Source organism: Bacteroides sp. ET71 (assembly GCF_023336905.1).
GTDB lineage: Bacteria > Bacteroidota > Bacteroidia > Bacteroidales > Bacteroidaceae > Bacteroides.
Genome location: NZ_JAMBLS010000017.1, coordinates 41376 through 60246, shown reverse-complemented (window position 1 = coordinate 60246; position 18871 = coordinate 41376). Strand labels below are relative to the sequence as shown.

Annotated in this window: 14 protein-coding genes and 1 riboswitch; of the genes, 6 read left to right on the top strand and 8 right to left on the bottom strand. The window is 51.8% G+C overall.

Annotated features, from left to right (window positions below):
• Positions 1–7: 7 nt before the first annotated feature.
• From M3090_RS10030 to thiS, 3 genes are read right to left on the bottom strand one after another with little or no spacing between them, the layout of a single operon-like run.
• Complete coding sequence (locus M3090_RS10030; protein ID WP_249055819.1) at positions 8–784, bottom strand: thiazole synthase; 777 nt, start codon at positions 782–784, stop codon at positions 8–10.
• A 20-nt stretch (positions 785–804) separates the two neighbouring features.
• Positions 805–1425: a thiamine phosphate synthase gene (locus M3090_RS10025; RefSeq protein ID WP_249055818.1), complete on the bottom strand. Its 621-nt coding sequence runs from the start codon at positions 1423–1425 to the stop codon at positions 805–807.
• 3 nt (positions 1426–1428) lie between these two features.
• Positions 1429–1626 carry a sulfur carrier protein ThiS gene (gene thiS / locus M3090_RS10020; RefSeq protein WP_249055815.1) on the bottom strand — a complete coding sequence of 66 codons (198 nt, stop codon included), beginning with the start codon at positions 1624–1626 and terminating at the stop codon, positions 1429–1431.
• Positions 1627–1698: 72 nt separating this feature from the next.
• Positions 1699–1793: riboswitch (TPP riboswitch) on the bottom strand.
• A gap of 207 nt (positions 1794–2000) precedes the next feature.
• On the opposite strand from thiS, the gene glmS reads away from it, so the two are divergent.
• The 5 genes from glmS to carB all read left to right on the top strand — a co-directional run bounded on the left by glmS (position 2001) and on the right by carB (position 10690).
• A complete protein-coding gene (gene glmS / locus M3090_RS10015) occupies positions 2001–3845 on the top strand; it encodes a glutamine--fructose-6-phosphate transaminase (isomerizing) (RefSeq protein WP_249055813.1) in 1845 nt (614 codons plus the stop codon).
• 132 nt (positions 3846–3977) lie between these two features.
• Positions 3978–5861: an amidophosphoribosyltransferase gene (locus tag M3090_RS10010; RefSeq protein ID WP_249055812.1), complete on the top strand. Its 1884-nt coding sequence runs from the start codon at positions 3978–3980 to the stop codon at positions 5859–5861.
• A gap of 21 nt (positions 5862–5882) precedes the next feature.
• Positions 5883–6080: a hypothetical protein gene (locus tag M3090_RS10005; RefSeq protein WP_249055811.1), complete on the top strand. Its 198-nt coding sequence runs from the start codon at positions 5883–5885 to the stop codon at positions 6078–6080.
• Positions 6077–7237, top strand: coding sequence for a glutamine-hydrolyzing carbamoyl-phosphate synthase small subunit (carA, locus tag M3090_RS10000; protein WP_249055809.1), 1161 nt, complete (start codon positions 6077–6079; stop codon positions 7235–7237). Before M3090_RS10005 ends, carA begins: the two co-directional genes overlap by 4 nt.
• 222 nt (positions 7238–7459) lie before the next feature.
• The gene (gene carB / locus M3090_RS09995; protein ID WP_249055808.1) at positions 7460–10690 is read left to right on the top strand and encodes a carbamoyl-phosphate synthase (glutamine-hydrolyzing) large subunit; all 3231 of its coding nucleotides are present in this window, start codon (positions 7460–7462) and stop codon (positions 10688–10690) included.
• A 257-nt stretch (positions 10691–10947) separates the two neighbouring features.
• On the opposite strand, the gene M3090_RS09990 is transcribed toward carB, so the two are convergent.
• The 4 genes from M3090_RS09990 to M3090_RS09975 all read right to left on the bottom strand — a co-directional run bounded on the left by M3090_RS09990 (position 10948) and on the right by M3090_RS09975 (position 16013).
• A complete protein-coding gene (locus tag M3090_RS09990; protein WP_249055807.1) occupies positions 10948–11709 on the bottom strand; it encodes a DUF4469 domain-containing protein in 762 nt (253 codons plus the stop codon).
• Between the two features lie 426 nt (positions 11710–12135).
• Entirely contained in the window at positions 12136–14094 is a 1959-nt protein-coding gene (locus M3090_RS09985; RefSeq protein ID WP_249055806.1) for a protein-disulfide reductase DsbD family protein, read from the bottom strand.
• A 10-nt stretch (positions 14095–14104) separates the two neighbouring features.
• On the bottom strand, positions 14105–14404 hold the full coding sequence (locus M3090_RS09980) for a Dabb family protein (RefSeq protein WP_249055804.1): 300 nt from the start codon (positions 14402–14404) through the stop codon (positions 14105–14107).
• Positions 14405–14618: 214 nt separating this feature from the next.
• Positions 14619–16013, bottom strand: a complete 1395-nt coding sequence (locus M3090_RS09975; RefSeq protein WP_249055803.1) for a C1 family peptidase — start codon at positions 16011–16013, stop codon at positions 14619–14621.
• A 141-nt stretch (positions 16014–16154) separates the two neighbouring features.
• On the opposite strand from M3090_RS09975, the gene M3090_RS09970 reads away from it, so the two are divergent.
• Positions 16155–17363 carry a BamA/TamA family outer membrane protein gene (locus M3090_RS09970; protein WP_249055801.1) on the top strand — a complete coding sequence of 403 codons (1209 nt, stop codon included), beginning with the start codon at positions 16155–16157 and terminating at the stop codon, positions 17361–17363.
• 82 nt (positions 17364–17445) lie between these two features.
• Here the strand turns inward: M3090_RS09970 and M3090_RS09965 are convergent, their stop codons facing one another.
• Positions 17446–18813 (bottom strand): MATE family efflux transporter, encoded by a 1368-nt coding sequence (locus tag M3090_RS09965; protein ID WP_249055799.1) that lies wholly within the window; start codon positions 18811–18813, stop codon positions 17446–17448.
• Positions 18814–18871 lie beyond the last annotated feature (58 nt).

Below are 18871 nucleotides of genomic sequence, written 5' to 3'. Positions count from 1 at the left end.
CAGTGAATTATTGATTAAGAAATGCAGTGAGAGGAGAACTGGCTTCTGCTTGTAGAGAAGTGGAAGGCTGAGCTAATCCTGCTTCATAAGCGCGGCGACCAGCAACTACAGCTTCACTAAAAGCCGTAGCCATTTGTACAGGATCTTGAGCAACGGCAATAGCAGTGTTTACCAGACATGCTGACGCCCCCATCTCCATTGCTTCGGCAGCATGACTGGGGGCACCAATACCAGCGTCAACGACGACAGGAACACTTGCTTGTTCAATGATAATGCGCAAAAAATCTCGGGTTTGAAGGCCTTTATTCGTTCCAATAGGAGCCCCCAGTGGCATAACTGCTGATGCACCAGCTTCTTCTAGCCGCTTGCATAGAGTAGGATCTGCTTGGCAATAAGGCAAAACGATGAAGCCAAGACGGACAAGCTGTTCAGTGGCCAGCAAAGTCTCAATAGAGTCGGGGAGGAGGTAACGCGGATCCGGATGGATTTCCAATTTCAGCCAATTTGTACCGAAAGCTTCGCGAGCCATTTGAGCGGCAAAGACGGCTTCTTCTGCATTACGGACTCCACTCGTGTTAGGGAGCAACTGAATATTAGGGTGAACAATATGCTGCAGCATATCGTCGTTTGTGTCATCTAATTCTATTCGTTTCATGGCCACAGTTACCATTTGCGTTCCGGATGCAAGAATTGCCTGCTCCATCACTTGGTTACTGCTAAATTTTCCTGTTCCCAGAAAAAGACGCGATTCAAATTCGCGCCCGGCAATAGTGAGCTTCTTCATATATATAATGCATTTAATGTTTAATATGTCGTTTCTAATATACAACGCATTTCATTGATTGGATTATCTGCCCGTAAAATGGAACCAGATAACGCAATTCCTTGAATACCCGTCTTCATCAGGCTAGGAATATCATCGCGAGTGATTCCACCAATAGCTACTATTGGTAAGGTAATATGTTCATCACGTATGCGTTGCATGAGAGTTGTATATCCTTCGAGACCCAATAAGGGGCTAAGTTTCTGTTTGGTTGTAGTATGCCGGAAAGGTCCTAAACCTATATAATCTGCTCCTTCACGTTGTTGATATACAATATCATCGAAAGTATTGGCTGTACCACCTATTAGATATTCTTCACCTAATTGTTCACGTGCTTGCTTGATAGGCATGTCCTTAAGTCCTAAATGTACGCCATCAGCGTGAAGATATTGCACCAATTCTACGTAATCATCAATAATAAAGATGGCATCATATTCTTTGCATAGTGCTTGCACTTTTCGTGCAGTTGCTTCAACAAGGTTCAAAGGCTGATCTTTCATACGTAATTGAATCCATCGGCATCCGCCTTCAAGAGCTAAACGAGCACTTTCTAAATAAGTATAGCGTTCTGTTTGGTGGGTAATGAATTGTACGGGTATCATAATTTATCCTCCACAAGCAGCTTTGATGATGACAATCGATGCCTCTTCCTCCAACTTAGTATTAGCCCAAGCAGTGCGCGGAATCATGCGATTATTTATTGCGATAGCTACTCCTTGTTGTGGCAAGGAAAGTTCGTAAGATAACTCAAGTAAATTTGCAGAAGAGCTTTCAAGCTCTTTGCCGTTTAATCTGATTTTCATCTTTAAATTCTTTATATAAATGTATAAAATAGGAGGAGAACAACCGGGGCACCCTGAAATGAGTACGTGATGAAGATAAACGATGTCCAATTCCTACGGCAGCATTACCTGCATCAGGTTCGAGGGTATAATCTCAGCCCCATGCGGGGGCACCCCTTTGACTCCAAGGCGCAAAGATAGCGGAAATCTGTGTAAAAAAGAACTTTTGGACTTTTTTTGTGCTGCGAAATTCAAACTCTTATTCTACTGAACATCTAAATATAGCTGAACAGACAAATCTATGTCTATCTGTTCAAGAAATCTCCCTTCTCTTAACATAATGTTCGTAATAATCACTATCTTTGCACCATCAAAAACAAAATCTGAATCTGAATATGTGTGGAATAGTAGGCTATATAGGCAAGAAACAAGCCTATCCCATCCTTATTAAAGGATTGAAACGGTTGGAGTACCGCGGATATGACAGTGCTGGAGTGGCACTTATCAGTGACAATAAACAGCTAAATGTGTATAAGACCAAAGGAAAGGTGGCTGATTTGGAAGCATTTGCTACTCATAAGGATATTTCCGGAACAGTTGGTATTGCTCATACTCGTTGGGCTACGCACGGAGAACCTTGTTCGCTCAATGCACATCCTCATTTTTCTTCCTCTGAAAGATTAGCCCTTATCCACAATGGCATCATTGAAAACTATGCCACACTAAAAGAAAAGCTCCAGGCCAAAGGTTATGTATTCAAAAGCAGTACGGATACTGAAGTGCTGGTGCAGTTGATAGAATATATTCAGAATTCTAATCACATAGATTTGCTTACAGCCGTACAACTAGCCTTGCAGGAGGTGATTGGCGCATATGCCATTGCTGTGCTGGACAGGGATAATCCCGATGAAATCGTGGCGGCCCGTAAAAGTAGTCCGCTCGTCGTGGGTATCGGTACAAACGAATTCTTTTTGGCGTCGGATGCTACTCCTATTGTAGAATATACGGATCAGGTGGTTTATCTGGAAGATGAAGAAATAGCACTCATCCGCCGAGATAAGCCTTTGCGCATCGTGAACCTGAACAATGTAGAATGTTCGCACGAAGTGAAAACGGTCGCCCTCAACCTTGGTCAATTGGAGAAAGGAGGATATCCGCATTTCATGCTGAAGGAAATCTTCGAGCAACCGGATTGTATCTGCGATTGCATGCGGGGACGTATCAATGTGAATGAGAATCATGTGATACTTTTTTCCGTGATAGACCATAAAGAGCGCTTGCTTCGTGCCAAACGGTTCATCATCGTGGCGTGCGGAACGTCTTGGCATGCCGGCCTTATTGGCAAGCAGTTGATAGAAAGTTTCTGCCGCATCCCGGTAGAAGTGGAATATGCCAGTGAGTTCCGCTATCGGAATCCTGTCATAGATGAGAACGATGTGGTCATAGCCATTTCGCAAAGTGGTGAAACAGCCGATACCTTGGCTGCCGTAGAGCTGGCCAAAAGCCGTGGGGCTTTCATCTTCGGTATTTGCAATGTCATTGGCTCCAGCATCCCGCGCATCACGGATACAGGTGCTTACATTCACGTGGGGCCGGAGATTGGTGTGGCTTCCACAAAGGCTTTTACGGGACAAGTGACGGTATTGGTGATGTTGGCTCTTACCTTGGCCAAGGAAAGGGGAACGCTTTCCGAGGCCGAGTACTTGTCAATGGTTCGCGAATTGAGTGCCATTCCAAGTAAGATGAAAGAAGTACTCCAGCTTAACGACCGTATTGCCCAACTTTCGAAGATATTCACTTACGCCCACAACTTCATTTACTTGGGACGTGGATACAGCTATCCGGTAGCTTTGGAAGGGGCGCTTAAGCTGAAGGAAATCTCATACATACACGCCGAAGGCTATCCCGCAGCCGAGATGAAGCACGGGCCTATTGCTTTGATAGATGCCGAGATGCCTGTCGTGGTCATCGCCACCCGCAACGGTCTTTACGAAAAGGTGCTGAGCAATATACAGGAAATCAAGGCCCGCAAGGGACGTGTCATTGCCCTGGTCACCCGAGGAGATACGGTAATCAGTCGCATAGCCGACACGTGCATTGAATTGCCGGAAACGCCCGAGTGCCTCGAACCGCTTATCACTACCGTGCCCCTGCAAATGCTGGCCTATCACATTGCCGTGTGCAAGGGGATGGATGTGGATCAGCCGCGCAACTTGGCTAAATCGGTGACGGTGGAGTGATATCGAATAGCAGGGTTGAACGTTTCAACGTAGTAAGGTTGAACGTTTCAACGTAGCAAGGTTGAACGTTTCAACGTAGCAAGGTTGAACGTTTCAAAACAATTATAAACTGACATACATTATATAATATATATGGAACAACTGAAACATGAATGTGGCGTGGCCATGATACGCCTGCTGAAACCCTTGGAGTACTACGAACAGAAGTACGGGACATGGATGTACGGGCTGAACAAGCTTTACCTGCTGATGGAGAAGCAGCATAACCGGGGGCAGGAGGGAGCCGGTCTGGCTTGCGTCAAGCTGGAAGCTAACCCCGGAGAGGAATACATGTTTCGCGAAAGGGCTTTAGGCTCGGGAGCCATTACGGAGATATTCAATACCGTGCATAGCCAATTTAAAGACCTGACGCCTGAGCAACTGCACGATGCGGACTATGCCAAGAAATGCCTGCCTTTTGCCGGCGAGGTCTATATGGGACATCTGCGTTACTCTACTACAGGCAAGTCGGGCCTCTCGTATGTGCATCCGTTCTTAAGGAGAAACAATTGGCGGGCGAAGAACCTGGCTTTGTGCGGCAACTTCAATCTGACTAATGTGGATGAGATATTTGCCCGCATCACAGCTATGGGGCAACATCCCCGCAAATATGCCGATACCTATATCATGCTGGAGCAGGTAGGCCACCGGTTGGACCGGGAAGTGGAACGACTCTTCAACATTGCTGAAGCTGAGGGATTGGCAGGGATGGATATCACTCACTATATAGAAGATCATATAGATTTGGCCAACGTGTTGCGCACGTCGAGCAAGGAATGGGATGGGGGATACGTCATCTGCGGACTGACGGGTAGCGGCGAGTCATTTGCCATCCGTGACCCGTGGGGGATCCGTACCGCTTTCTGGTATCAGGACGATGAAGTGGCAGTGCTGGCCAGTGAGCGTCCTGTGATACAGACGGTATTCAATGTACCCATCGACTCCATCAAGGAAATGCAACCCGGACAGGCGGTTATCTTTACCAAAGGTGGCAAGATGCGTACGGTGCAGGTGAACAAGCAGCGCGCTCTGAAGCCCTGTTCTTTCGAGCGCATCTATTTCAGCCGAGGAAGTGATGCCGATATCTACCTGGAAAGGAAACTCCTCGGCAAGGAGTTGGTGCCCAGCATCCTTCGGGCCATCGACAATGATATTGACCATACTGTTTTCTCCTTCATCCCCAATACGGCTGAAGTGGCCTATTGCGGCATGATGGAAGGGTTGAATGAATACTTGAATGAAGAGAAGGTCTATCAGATAGATGCCTTGGAACACACTCCTACGCACGAACAACTGGTCAACATCTTGTCCCGTCGTATACGTAGCGAGAAGGTGGCCATCAAGGACATCAAGCTGCGCACGTTCATTGCCGAGGGCAACACCCGCAACGACTTGGCAGCCCATGTGTACGACATCACTTATGGTAGCTTGGTACCGGGAGTAGATAACTTGGCTATCATAGACGACAGCATCGTGCGCGGCACCACCCTCAGGCAGAGCATCATCGGCATATTGGACCGGTTGGGACCGAAGAAGATCGTCATCGTGTCCAGCTCTCCCCAAGTGCGCTACCCCGACTACTACGGCATCGATATGTCCCGCATGAGTGAGTTCATCGCTTTCAAAGCTGCCATCGAACTGCTGAAGGAGAGGGAGATGCGCAACATCATCGCCTCGGCCTACCGTAAGTCGAAAGAGCAGGCAGACTTGCCCAAGGAGCAGATGCAGAACTATGTGAAGGACATCTACGCACCTTTCAGCGACGAGGAGATTTCGGCCAAGATTGCTGAGCTGCTCACGCCTAAGGGCATCAAAGCCAAGGTAGAGATTGTCTACCAGCCCATACAAGGACTTCACCAAGCCTGCCCCAACCATCCGGGCGACTGGTACTTCAGTGGCGACTATCCCACGCCAGGCGGGGTGAAGATGCTGAACAAGGCGTTCATCGACTACATCGAGCAGGTATATCAGTTCTAAATGAAGAATGAAGAATTTAGAATGAAGAATGAAAAGAAGAAACCCGACATCGCGGGCGAATGGTTAACCATTGGCATCGCACTCGGCGTGGCATTTGGCATCATCTTCGATAACATCGGCCTGTGGCTGCCCATCGGCGTATGCATAGGGCTGGTGGGACCTGCGATGAAAAGAATAAAGAATAATAAGAACAACAATAACGAACCAGATAAAGAATGAGAAACGTAACCCTTATCCTCGACGACGGCTCGTGCTTCCACGGGCAGTCGTTCGGTTATGAGAAGCCCGTGGCGGGCGAAGTGGTCTTCAACACGGCCATGACGGGATACCCCGAAAGCCTGACAGACCCCAGCTACGCCGGGCAGTTGATGACACTGACTTATCCCTTGGTGGGCAACTACGGCGTGCCGCCCTTCACCTTCGCCCAGAATGGGCTGCCCCACTACATGGAAAGTGAAAAGATACATGCCGAGGCCATCATCGTCAGCGACTACAGCGAGAACTACAGCCATTGGAACGCTGTGGAGAGCCTGGGCGACTGGTTGAAACGCGAACAGATTCCCGGCATCACGGGCATCGACACGCGGGCACTGACCAAGGCTCTGCGCGAGCATGGCGTGATGATGGGCAGAATCGAGTTTAATGAAGAATCAAGAACGAAGAATGAAGAATTTCCTTCGTATGGGGAGATAAACTATGTGGACCGCGTGTCGTGCAAGGAGATCATTGTCTATGCAGGCGACAAAAGCAAGACGTTCCCCGTCGATACCCCGAAGAACGAACTGAACGAACAACTGAATTCTTCATTCTTCATTCCTAATTCTTCATTAAAAAAGGTCGTCCTGGTCGATTGTGGTGTGAAAGCCAATATCCTCCGCTGCCTGATAAAGCGCGGCGTGGAAGTCATCCGCGTTCCCTGGAATTATGACTTCAACGGCCTGGAGTTCGACGGCCTGTTCATCTCCAACGGCCCCGGAGACCCTGATACGTGCGATGCTGCCGTGCAGAACATCCGCCGCGCAATGCAGAACGAGAAGCTCCCCATCTTCGGCATCTGCATGGGCAACCAATTGCTAAGCAAGGCCGGAGGGGCGAAAATCTACAAGCTGAAGTACGGACACCGCAGCCACAACCAGCCCGTGCGCATGGTGGGGACGGAGCGCTGCTTCATCACCAGCCAGAACCACGGCTATGCGGTGGACAACAACACGCTGGGCACGGATTGGGAACCGCTCTTTGTGAACATGAACGACGGCTCGAACGAGGGCATCCGCCACAAACGCAATCCCTGGTTCTCCGCACAGTTCCACCCCGAAGCGGCATCGGGACCGACGGACACGGAGTTCCTGTTCGACGAGTTCGTGAAGCTGCTCTGATTTGTAAATAGTTTTCTCGCCCGTCCCGTTTGAAAACAGCCATTGTAACTTGTTGATAATCAATAGGAGTCCCGCGAGGGTCTCGTCGGGGACAAACGAGGCCCTCGTGGGGGACAAACGACACCCTCGTCGGGGACAAACGAGGCGGTCATGGGGGACAAACGGGAAAGTCGTCATTCAGATGTAAATAAATATGTAAACAAGAACAATCCTATAAGCAATATGAAACCAACAGATATAAAGAAAGTGCTGCTCCTGGGTAGCGGCGCATTGAAGATTGGTGAGGCAGGCGAGTTCGACTACTCCGGCTCGCAGGCTCTCAAGGCCCTGAAGGAAGAGGGCATCGAGACCGTGCTCATCAACCCCAACATCGCCACCGTGCAGACCTCGGAAGGCGTGGCCGACCAAATCTACTTCCTCCCCGTCACGCCTTACTTCGTGGAGAAGGTCATCGCGAAGGAGAGGCCGGACGGCATCATGCTGGCCTTCGGCGGGCAAACGGCGCTGAACTGCGGCGTGTCGCTCTACCGCGAAGGCGTGCTGGACAAGTACAACGTCCGCGTGCTGGGCACGCCCGTGCAGGCCATCATCGACACCGAAGACCGCGAGCTGTTCGTCGAAAGGCTGAACGAGATTGACGTGAAGACCATCAAGAGCGAGGCCGTAGAGTGTGCCGAAGACGCCCGCCGTGCCGCCCGTGAGCTGGGCTATCCCGTCATCGTCCGCGCCGCCTATGCCCTCGGAGGCCTGGGCAGCGGCTTCTGCGACAACGAGGAGCAACTGAATGTATTGGTAGAAAAAGCCTTCTCGTTCTCCCCCCAAGTATTGGTAGAGAAGTCTCTGCGCGGCTGGAAAGAGGTGGAATACGAGGTGGTGCGCGACCGGTATGACAACTGCATCACCGTCTGCAACATGGAGAACTTCGACCCCTTGGGCATCCACACCGGCGAGTCCATCGTCATCGCACCCAGCCAGACGCTCTCCAACACCGACTACCACAAGCTGCGCGAGCTGGCCATCCGCATCATCCGTCACATCGGCATCGTGGGCGAGTGCAACGTGCAGTATGCCTACGACCCGCAGTCGGAAGACTACCGCGTCATCGAGGTCAATGCCAGGTTATCCCGTTCGTCCGCCTTGGCAAGTAAGGCGACGGGCTATCCCCTGGCTTTCGTGGCAGCGAAGTTAGGATTGGGATACGGCCTCTTCGAACTGAAGAACTCCGTCACCAAGACCACGAGTGCCTTCTTCGAGCCGGCGTTGGACTACGTGGTCTGCAAGATACCCCGTTGGGACTTGGGCAAGTTCCACGGTGTGGACAAAGAGCTGGGCTCCTCAATGAAGTCCGTGGGCGAAGTCATGGCCATCGGCCGCACCTTTGAGGAAGCCATCCAGAAGGGCCTCCGCATGATAGGACAGGGCATGCACGGCTTTGTGGAGAACAAAGAGTTGGTCATCCCCGACATCGACAAGGCACTCCGTGAGCCGACGGACAAGCGCATCTTCGTCATCTCCAAGGCATTCCGTGCAGGTTATACCGTCGACCAGGTGCACGAGCTGACCAAGATAGACCGCTGGTTCCTGGAGAAGCTGATGAACATCATGCAGACCTCGAAGGAACTCCACGCTTGGGGCGCCAACCACAAGCAACTGACCGACCTGCCCGACACCTTATTATATAAAGCGAAACGTCAGGGCTTCTCCGACTTCCAGGTGGCCCGCGCCATCGGCATGGAGGGAGAGATGGAGGATGCCATCGTCACCATGCGGCAGCATCGCAAGCAGCGCGGCATCCTGCCTGTGGTGAAGCAGATAGACACGTTGGCGGCCGAGTATCCTGCCCAGACCAACTACCTGTATCTGACATATAGCGGCACGGAGAATGATGTACATTACCTGGGCGACCGCAAGTCCATCGTCGTACTCGGCTCCGGTGCCTACCGCATCGGCTCCAGCGTAGAGTTCGACTGGTGCGGCGTGCAGGCACTGAACACCATCCGCAAGGAGGGCTACCGCAGCGTCATGATTAACTATAACCCTGAGACGGTATCGACTGACTACGACATGTGCGACCGTCTCTACTTCGACGAACTGACGTTCGAGCGTGTCATGGATATCCTCGACCTGGAGAACCCGCATGGAGTCATCGTCTCTACCGGCGGACAAATCCCCAACAACCTGGCCATGCGCCTCGATGCCCAGCAGGTTCCCATCCTCGGCACCTCGGCCAAGAGCATCGACAACGCCGAAGACCGCGACAAGTTCTCCGCCATGCTGGACCGCATCGGCGTGGACCAGCCCGAATGGAGCGCACTGACCTCGATGGAAGATATCAATGCTTTTGTGGAGAAAGTAGGTTTCCCCGTCTTGGTGCGTCCTTCGTATGTACTGAGCGGTGCCGCCATGAACGTCTGCTCCAACCAGGAGGAACTGGAACGCTTCCTCCAGCTCGCAGCCAATGTCAGCCAGAAACATCCCGTGGTGGTCAGCCAGTTTATCGAACATGCCAAGGAGGTGGAGATGGATGCCGTGGCAAAGGATGGAGAAATCATCGCCTATGCCATCAGCGAACATATCGAGTTTGCCGGAGTACACTCAGGAGATGCCACCATTCAGTTCCCGCCTCAGAAGCTGTATGTCGAGACCGTTCGCCGCATCAAGCGCATCAGTCGGGAGATAGCCCGCGAGTTGAAGATATCGGGGCCGTTCAACATACAATTCCTGGCAAGAGACAACGACATCAAGGTCATTGAGTGCAACCTGCGCGCCTCCCGTTCCTTCCCCTTCGTGAGCAAGGTGCTGAAGATTAACCTCATCGAGCTGGCCACCAAAATTATGCTGGGCATCCCCGTGGAGAAGCCGGACAAGAATCTGTTCGACCTCGACTATGTGGGTATCAAGGCCAGCCAGTTTAGCTTCAACCGCTTGCAGAAGGCCGACCCTGTGCTGGGCGTCGATATGGCCTCGACGGGTGAAGTAGGCTGTCTGGGTGACGACACCAACTGCGCCATCCTCAAGGCGATGCTGTCCGTGGGTCAGCGCATACCCGAGCGGAACATCTTGCTGTCCACGGGTGGGCCGAAGCAGAAGGTGGAGATGCTCCAGGCTGCCCGGCAGTTACAGCGTAAGGGCTATAAGCTTTTTGCTACTGGCGGCACGTCGAAGTTCCTGACGGAGAATGGAGTGGAGAACACCTTGGTCTACTGGCCCAGCGAGGAGGGGCAGCCGCAGGCGCTCGACATGCTGCACCGCAAGGAGATAGACATGGTGGTGAACATACCGAAGAATCTTTCCGCGGGTGAATTGACCAACGGCTACAAGATTCGCCGCGCAGCCATCGACCTGAACATCCCGCTTATCACCAATGCCCGTTTGGCCAGCGCCTTCATCAACGCTTTCTGCACGATGTCGGTGGACGACCTGGCTATCAAGTCGTGGGCGGAGTACTGTTAAAGAGTTGAGAATTGAGAATTGAGAGTTGAGAAATAAGGGGGATTGAAGACTTCTGCAAGGGGGGGTGTGTCAAAATATAAAATGGCACGCAGATGACACTGATTAAACAGATTTTCGCAGATTTGTCTAACTGTAAATCAACGAAGTATAATCAGTGGTCATCTGTCGCATCTGCGTCATCTGCGTGCCATTTTATATTTTGACACACTCTCTTGTTTTTGTGGGGCAGGGGGAGGATATTCTTCATTCTTCACTCTTCATTCTTCATTTTCATGCTGCACCGTCAGCACCCCCGGCCAGAGATATGCGCGTGCTTTTTTCAAGGGCTTGGGGCTGGTAGAGCACTGGCTGACCACCTTCAGCCGGTACTGCCCCGGCGCGAGGTCGGCGGGAAGCTGGAGGGCGATGCGGCCGCGGGTGCAGAGGGCGAAGGTGTCGGGCGTCAGGTGGCAGGCCACGTCCATCGTGTCGGCACGAAGCAGGTAGACGCCGCGTTCGGGCAGGTCACCATTCATCAGCAGTTGTTGGCCGTAGATGAAGACGATGCCGCCCGGGGTGAGGCGGTCGCCGATGCTGCCGCTCTTGTTGTCTTTCACGGTGTGGATGAAGAACTTGGTGCCTCCCGGTGTGTCTTGCAGCAGGATTTGTTCGTCCATCAGCCGTTGCAGGCGGGGGCTGACGCTGTATCTCACGGTCGCCTGGTTCTGTGCGCGCACGTCGGGGTCATAGCGCCGGCTGGTGCCCCAGATGCCGTTCACCGTGGGGGTGAGGCGCCCGATGGGCAGGCGGACGATGGAGCCTTCGAGCAGCATCTCTTCGACTTTGCGCAGGAAGAGGCCGACGGCATGGCGTACGTTTTCGGGCTCGAGGGCGATGCTCTTGTCGTGGCTGACGCGTTGCAAGACGTCGTCCAGCGTATAGCTGCGGGGGTGGCGCACTTGGGGGACGAGGGCGTCTTTGATGGGGGTGAGATTGGAGGGGTGCAGGGTGACGTACCACGTGCGGTTCTTCTTAGTCATAGGCAAGGGGTGTTTGGTGAATGAAGAGGCGCAGCAGCCTCGATAGAGCCTCCGGATACATAGGCTGTTCTCCTCCGGATACATAGGCTGTTCTCCTTCGGATACCGAGGCTTCTACGCCGGATATCTGTGCAAAGATACAAAATATATTTCACGTGAGATAACTTTTTTATTCCATGTGGAATAATTTCTTTATTCCACATGAGATATATTGCTTATTCCTCGTGGAATATGTAGTTTATTCCACGTGAGATATGCGGCCTATCCTTAGGCTAATCGGAGGGGGATATGCCTGTGAAGCGTGTGCCTCTCACGACTCATAGGAGGTGCCGCATCCCTGCGGCACCCTCTTACACACAAAAAGCCCGCAGGGCGCGTCGTCCAACGCCTGCGGGCCTACTCGTATCTTGTATCTCGTATCTCGTAGCTACTTATAATTCTCCAGCCCCGTCTCGAGGAACTGCACATACTTCTGCACATCCTCGTCGTAGGAGTACGAGTGGTTCAGCGGCCGCCCCTCGTTGTCCACCAGCACGTAGAACGGCTGCGCGTTCGCCCCGAACTTCGTGCGTTGCAAGTAGCTCCACTTGTCGCCCACCGTGCGCAGCGTGCGTTCCGCGTCGTTCTCCACCACACGCATGGGTTGGGGCAGGGGCGTCTTGTCGTCCACGTACAGCGTGATGAGCACATAGTCGTCATTGATAAGCGTGCGCACCTCCGGGGCCGTCCACACCGACAGCTCCATCTTGCGGCAATTCACGCAGCCATAGCCCGTGAAGTCCAGCATCACCGGCTTGCCCTGCTGGCGGGCATAGGCCATGCCCTGGTCATAGTCCGTGAACTGCGCGTGCACCTCGTCCGTGTACAGGTTGAAGTCCTGCGTCTGCAACGGCGGGGCGAAGGCACTCACCGCCTTCAGCGGCGCACCCCACAGGCCCGGCACCATGTAGATGGCAAAAGCCAGCGAGGCCAGGGCGCAGAAGAAACGCGTCACACCGATGCGCGTCTCCTCGTCGTCGTGCGCAAACTTAATCTTGCCCAGCAGATACAGGCCCAGCAGCCCGAACAACGCAATCCACAACGCCAGGAACGTCTCACGGTCCAAGATGCCCCATCCGTAAGCCAAGTCGGCCACCGACAGGAACTTCAACGCAAAGGCCAACTCGATGAAGCCCAGCGTCACCTTGATGACATTCATCCAGCTCCCCGACCGCGGCATCGACTTCAGCCACGACGGGAACAGGGCAAACAGCGTGAACGGCAACGCCAACGCCAGCGCAAAGCCCAACATGCCGATGGCCGGACCCATGATGCTGCCCGTGGTCGACACCTCCACCAACAGGAATCCGATAATCGGCCCCGTGCACGAGAACGACACCAGCGACAGCGTGAACGCCATCAGGAAGATGCTCAGCAAACCCGTCGTCTGCTCCGCCTTGCTGTCCACCGCATTGCTCCACCGCGAAGGCAACGTAATCTCAAACGCCCCCAGGAACGACGCGGCAAACACCACCAGCAGCAGGCAGAAGAACACGTTGAACACAGCGTTCGTAGACAACGCATTCAGCGCGTTCGCCCCGAACAGAGCCGTGACCGCCAGCCCCAGCGTCACGTAGATGACCACGATGCTCGCCCCGTAAGTACAAGCGTCGCGCACACCCTTCCGCCTGTCCTTCGACCGCTTCAGGAAGAAGCTGACCGTCATCGGGATGATGGGCCACACACACGGCGTGAACAACGCCAGCAATCCCCACACGAAGCCCATGCCGAAGACATAGAGCCACGACAGGTCGCGCTGCGCCACCGTCTCGCCAAACCCGTTCAGCTCGTCCACCACCGGTGCCCAGTACGACGGTTGCCCGTCCGTCACCGCTATCGACGTCTGTCCGTCCGCCCCGCCGATAACGGGACTGTCCCCTCCGGCCGGCCTCTCGCCATAGCTGAAAGGCACCTGCGTGGGCGGCAGGCAGTTCTCGTCGTTGCACGCGCCATACTCCAGGTAACCTTCTATCACGTAGTCCTCTGCCGTCAGCTTCAGTTCCTGCACGAACTGCGCCTCTCCCTCGAAGTAGCGCACCTGCATGTCGAACAACTTGTCGTAGGCCTCCACCTCCTTGCCCACAGGCTTCAGTGTGCCCACCAGTTCGCACCCCTCCAGCTTCTCGGCGTGGAACGAAGCCGATATCGGCCCCCCGTCGCCCAGGTCGGTGGAGTAGACATGCCATCCCGGGTCAATCTTCGCGGTGAACACCACCTCGGCCTTCCCGTCGTCCTGCTTGTTCAACTCCATCTTGAACTTCACCGGTTCCAATATCTGCGCCTGCGCCGCCATCGAGGCCAGCACCAGGCACACTGTCATGAAGATGTTACGTATCCTTGTCTTCATACCCTCCTCCTCAAATTTCATAGTCCACACAAGCCCGGCTCTCCTTCACATCAGCCAGCAGGGCGGCAGCAGCCACATGGTCGGGATGCGCGGCATACGCCTTGACATCCTCCAACGAATCAAACTCACTATACAGGGCAATGTGCCACGACTCGCCCGGGTTGATATTCAATCCCACTTCCACTTTCCGGACAAAAGGTATCTTGGCCGGCAGTGCTTCGATGGCCTGCTTGAAGGCGTGCATAACCTCCAGCTTGCGTTCGGCCGGCGCCTCTTCTTTCAACTTGAATAATACAATGTGCTTTACCATATCATTATCATTTCATTTAAGTTATTAGTTTGTAAGTTTATGAGTTTGTGAGTTTATGAGTTTGTAAGTTTATGAGTTAACACGTGACAAGGTCTTGCAAAATGATGACTCAGCTTCCCCCATGTAGTCTCGTCCCCTCGTCCCCTCGTCAACTTACCAACTCATAAACTTACCAACTCACAAACTCATAAACTCACAAACTCATAAACTCATCTTACTTCTCCTCCGCAAACATCGGGTCCCAGGCCGGCAACTGTATGGGCTTCTGACTGAACACCTTCAGCACCTTCTCCGGCACATACTTCGTCTCCACCACCAGGCGGAACATATATTCGTCAAACCAGCGGTCGGTCATAATCAGGTGTCCCTGATGGCCATACGATGCCCCCCAACTGTTTTCCACCATCCACTTCGTGGGCTTGCCTTCTTCATCCAGGTCAACGGCCACCAATGTCATGGCATGGGCAGACATGCTGCTGAAGGTCTGTATGCGTTGCTTCTTGTCCATATCGAAGTCCACGCCCATCAATGAGCCGAAATCATAGTTGTTCACATCCAGATAGCCCCGTTTGGAATCCAACTGCGTGATGTCGCTGCTGAAGTACATGGCCGTGCTGTCTTTCAGCGAAGCAATGGCCATCTGCTTGATGTCTTCCAGCGGCAGGTTGACGTATGTCCAGTTCTTGCCGTCATAACGGTGACGGTCGTAGGCAATCTCATAACACTTATAATATTCACGGGTGGGGTCGTTCATCAGCATCACATAATTGTTCAGCAACTGCGTGTCGCCGTATTTCTCCAGAAACGACATCGGTGTGTGATGCTCTACCTCCACACGCTTGCCACCGGCATCGCGGCGCACATAATCGAACTCCGTAGGCGGAACACCCACGGTAAGGGCCAGCATACGGTAGACCGTCTTCAGCATCTCTGTCTTCCGCTCTTCAAGGGCAGCCGGTTTGGTGCCTTGGGCCTTCTTGTCACGCAGCTCCAACCCAAACTCCTTCAGCTTCAGCCCGATGAGGTTGGACATCTGGCTGGTATGTTCGCTGCTATAAGTCTCGGGCATGGCCTCTTTAGGCACTAAACCATACTTGCTTACAATGTCTGCTACACCGGTAAAGGTGCCCCCATCACTCAACGGGTGTTTGAACAGCCATTCTACGGTCTGGTCGGTCATCGGTTTGTCTGCCGTATCGATAATGCCTTGCAGGAACAGGTTGGCCTTCTCCAGTTGGTCCCAAAAGAAAGAATATGCCTGCGAAAATTCCAACCCCGGTAAGTTATAACGAGCGATGGCTTTGGCCCGCATCACGTTCATGCCTGCAAACAGCCAGCACCGTCCGGATGACTGTTGGTCAGTAATACCTTTTGATTTCACCCGGATGGAGAAATCAGTGTCCAATCCCTTCTGATTGTCCCAGTTGACTGTCAACTTACGGATGTCGTTATTGACTATTGCATTGCGGATGGCCTTTTCCGAGCGTGTCTCTTCATAAGATTGTTGAATCTCTCGAAGCATATCAGGGCTGATGCCTCCCGTTTGCTGAGCTTGTGCAGCCCATGAAGAAATGCTGAACAGGGCTACGATTAAAAACTTCTTTTCCATTTATATATCTGTTTATTGTTGTTTTCGGGGGCAAAAATAGTGGATTTTTTAATATTTTAGGACAGCCTTTAGATTTATTGTCGCTTTTGAGGAAACTATTTCACGAAAAAGAGTTTCCTTTGCAATTCATTTACATATCGCATGAAGAAATCTGTATTGATTACTATTTTATTATCCTTGATAACAGTGAGCGCTTTACAAGCTCAAGAGACAAAAAATGATTCATTGACATCGCACGATTCCGTTTTCTCTCAGAAAGAATTACGTCGGCAACGTGTAGCTAAACGCAATTTCCATTATAATATATTAGGGGGGCCTAGCTATTCTCCCGATTTCGGTTTGTTAGTAGGAGGCAGTGCTTTGATGACTTTTAGTATTCAGCCTTCGGACAGTACCTTAAAACGTTCTGTACTCCCTATGACCATTGCTTTTATATTCGATGGAGGCATTAACTTGTTTATGAAACCGCAGTTGTTCTTTAAGAACGACCGTTTTCGCATCTTTGGCAAATTCAGCTATAAGAATACTCAAGAAAATTATTATGGAGTAGGCTATTCTACCAATAAAAATTATGTGCGAAGCGATACGACCAGTCAATACCGGTATAGCGGCGTACAAATTAATCCCTGGTTTTTGTTCCGCCTGGGCAATACCAATTTATTTGCAGGTCCTCAGATTGATATCAATTATGATCATTTCACTAATCCGGGAAAGTATCTGGCGATGGAAGAATCTTACACAGATGCTGGTGGGGATGCACATGGATATAAGAACTTTAATTCCGGATTGGGCTTTTTGCTGACTTATGATAGTCGTGATGTACCATCCAATGCTTATCGGGGAATGTACTTGGATTTTCGAGGCATGATGTATCACAAAATATTTGGGAGCGATAAAAACTTTTATCGGTTAGAGTTAGATTACCGTCAATATAAGCAAATAGGCGAACGTAAAGTCATAGCTTGGACTGCTCAAAGTAAAAATGTCTTTGGCAAGGATATACCTTTGACACAATATTCTTTGACGGGTACACCTTTTGACTTGCGAGGCTACTACATGGGGCAATATCGTGATAAATCTTCGCATGTAGTATTGGCAGAGTATCGCCAGATGTTTAATACAGACGAAGACACTTGGTTAAAACGCATCATTCAGCATTTAGGATTCGTGGCATGGGCCGGCTGTGGCTTTATGGGGCCTACGGCCACTAAGGTGGAAGGGGTGCTGCCCAATTACGGTGTCGGCTTGCGTATCGAGGTGCAACCTCGTATGAATGTACGTTTGGATTTGGGTAAGAATACGGTGAATAATCAGACTCTGTTTTATTTTAACATGACAGAAGCGTTTTGACAGGAAGACCAATCCTTGCCTGTCCGGGTGATGGTAAAAGCTCATGAAGGAAAGGATTGGTCACAAATTTTATCAGATAGACTTAACTGTTTCTATGATTGGTGATGCGTATCCGTTCTATGCCGTAATTGAGTGCAATAATTACGGTCGTTAAGAGTTCGGATAGGCAAAGAGCCAGCCAGATGCCATGAATCCCCATGGCTTTGGGAAGAAACAAAAAGCTGGGTATCAACAGAATGAATCCGCGTAACAAGGCAATAAGAGTGGCAGACTTTACCCGTTCTATGCTTTGGTAATAGCCTATTACAGTCAAATTGATGATAAAGAAGACGAAGGCTGCTGCGAAGTATGGGTATCCTTCGATAGCCAGACGGGCAGCCGGGCTGTCCGGACGAATGAACAGCCCCACTAATAGATGGGGAAAGTAGGCGAAAATCATTGTTACCATGATGCCACAAACGACTGCCGTGTATAGGGCTATCCGTTCTGTCGCAGATACCCTTGTCCGGTATCCCAATCCAAAGTTATAGCTGATAATAGGCTGGGCCGATTGGGCTATGGCATTGCCAACCATGAATACAAAAGGTATGTAATAGCAGGCGATGCCGAAGGCACCTACGCCGTCGTCTCCTAAGTATTTCATAAACACATGATTGCCCATGAACATCAGCATGGCCAGTGTTGCTTCGGTCAGCAGTGCGGAAGAGCCGATGCGGCATTGGTAACTGATGTTTCGTAGCGAGAGGCGCAGGCTTTTCATGCTCCACTTCAGTCGGTAGAGGCGCAATCTGGTGGCGAAGCCAGATAGGTAGGCAATCCCTATGATGCTGCCTGCAAGCAAACCGATGGTAGCTGCCAGGGCCGCCCCCATTAATCCCCACTTCAGCGGGAAAATGAACAGCCAACCTAAGATGACGGAAATGAGAGCGGCAGCGACGTTGCACTGCATGGCCAGGCGGGGATTACCGTCCAGACGAATGACGAACAGGCAGATGGAACACCACATCTGGAACAGTAGGGAAGGTATGAACCAGAGTAAATATTCGCGCACCAGGGGAGTCAGTGACGGGGAAGCGCCGAGCAGACGGGCGGTGTCTGAGGGCCAGATGTACATCAGTGTGGAGGGGACAATGGCTATTAGCGTCACTGACAGCAGTGCTTGTGTGACATGGATACGGGCGGCTTTCGTCTTTCCTTTCGACAATTGTATGGAGGCCACGACGGACGAGCCTACGCCCATCATCAGTCCTACGCCGGTGAAAAGCATCAGCAGGGGGATGCAGATGTTGATGGCGGCGATGCCGTCGCTGCCGATGCCGTGGCCTACGTAGATGCCGTCTACGGCTGTGACGGCCGACATGCTGAGCATGCCCATGAGGGTGGGGATGAAATACTTCTTGAACAGTGTAAACACGTTGATGGTTCCTAAGTCGATTGCATCTCTTTTCATTGTTCTTTTTGCTTTAAGGGTTTCGTTGATAGAATGTGAAATGAGCTTGCAAAGTTTG

What these genes read in the sequence shown, in the direction of transcription:
- M3090_RS09990 (WP_249055807.1), bottom strand. Translation starts at nt 11,709, where the DNA reads ATGACTAAGAAGAACCGCACGTGGTACGTCACCCTGCACCCCTCCAAT.
- M3090_RS09975 (WP_249055803.1), bottom strand. Translation starts at nt 16,013, where the DNA reads ATGGAAAAGAAGTTTTTAATCGTAGCCCTGTTCAGCATTTCTTCATGG.
- M3090_RS10010 (WP_249055812.1), top strand. Translation starts at nt 3,978, where the DNA reads ATGGAACAACTGAAACATGAATGTGGCGTGGCCATGATACGCCTGCTG.
- carB (WP_249055808.1), top strand. Translation starts at nt 7,460, where the DNA reads ATGAAACCAACAGATATAAAGAAAGTGCTGCTCCTGGGTAGCGGCGCA.
- M3090_RS09970 (WP_249055801.1), top strand. Translation starts at nt 16,155, where the DNA reads ATGAAGAAATCTGTATTGATTACTATTTTATTATCCTTGATAACAGTG.
- M3090_RS10005 (WP_249055811.1), top strand. Translation starts at nt 5,883, where the DNA reads ATGAAGAATGAAAAGAAGAAACCCGACATCGCGGGCGAATGGTTAACC.
- M3090_RS09985 (WP_249055806.1), bottom strand. Translation starts at nt 14,094, where the DNA reads ATGAAGACAAGGATACGTAACATCTTCATGACAGTGTGCCTGGTGCTG.
- thiS (WP_249055815.1), bottom strand. Translation starts at nt 1,626, where the DNA reads ATGAAAATCAGATTAAACGGCAAAGAGCTTGAAAGCTCTTCTGCAAAT.
- M3090_RS09980 (WP_249055804.1), bottom strand. Translation starts at nt 14,404, where the DNA reads ATGGTAAAGCACATTGTATTATTCAAGTTGAAAGAAGAGGCGCCGGCC.
- carA (WP_249055809.1), top strand. Translation starts at nt 6,077, where the DNA reads ATGAGAAACGTAACCCTTATCCTCGACGACGGCTCGTGCTTCCACGGG.
- M3090_RS10025 (WP_249055818.1), bottom strand. Translation starts at nt 1,425, where the DNA reads ATGATACCCGTACAATTCATTACCCACCAAACAGAACGCTATACTTAT.
- glmS (WP_249055813.1), top strand. Translation starts at nt 2,001, where the DNA reads ATGTGTGGAATAGTAGGCTATATAGGCAAGAAACAAGCCTATCCCATC.
- M3090_RS09965 (WP_249055799.1), bottom strand. Translation starts at nt 18,813, where the DNA reads ATGAAAAGAGATGCAATCGACTTAGGAACCATCAACGTGTTTACACTG.
- M3090_RS10030 (WP_249055819.1), bottom strand. Translation starts at nt 784, where the DNA reads ATGAAGAAGCTCACTATTGCCGGGCGCGAATTTGAATCGCGTCTTTTT.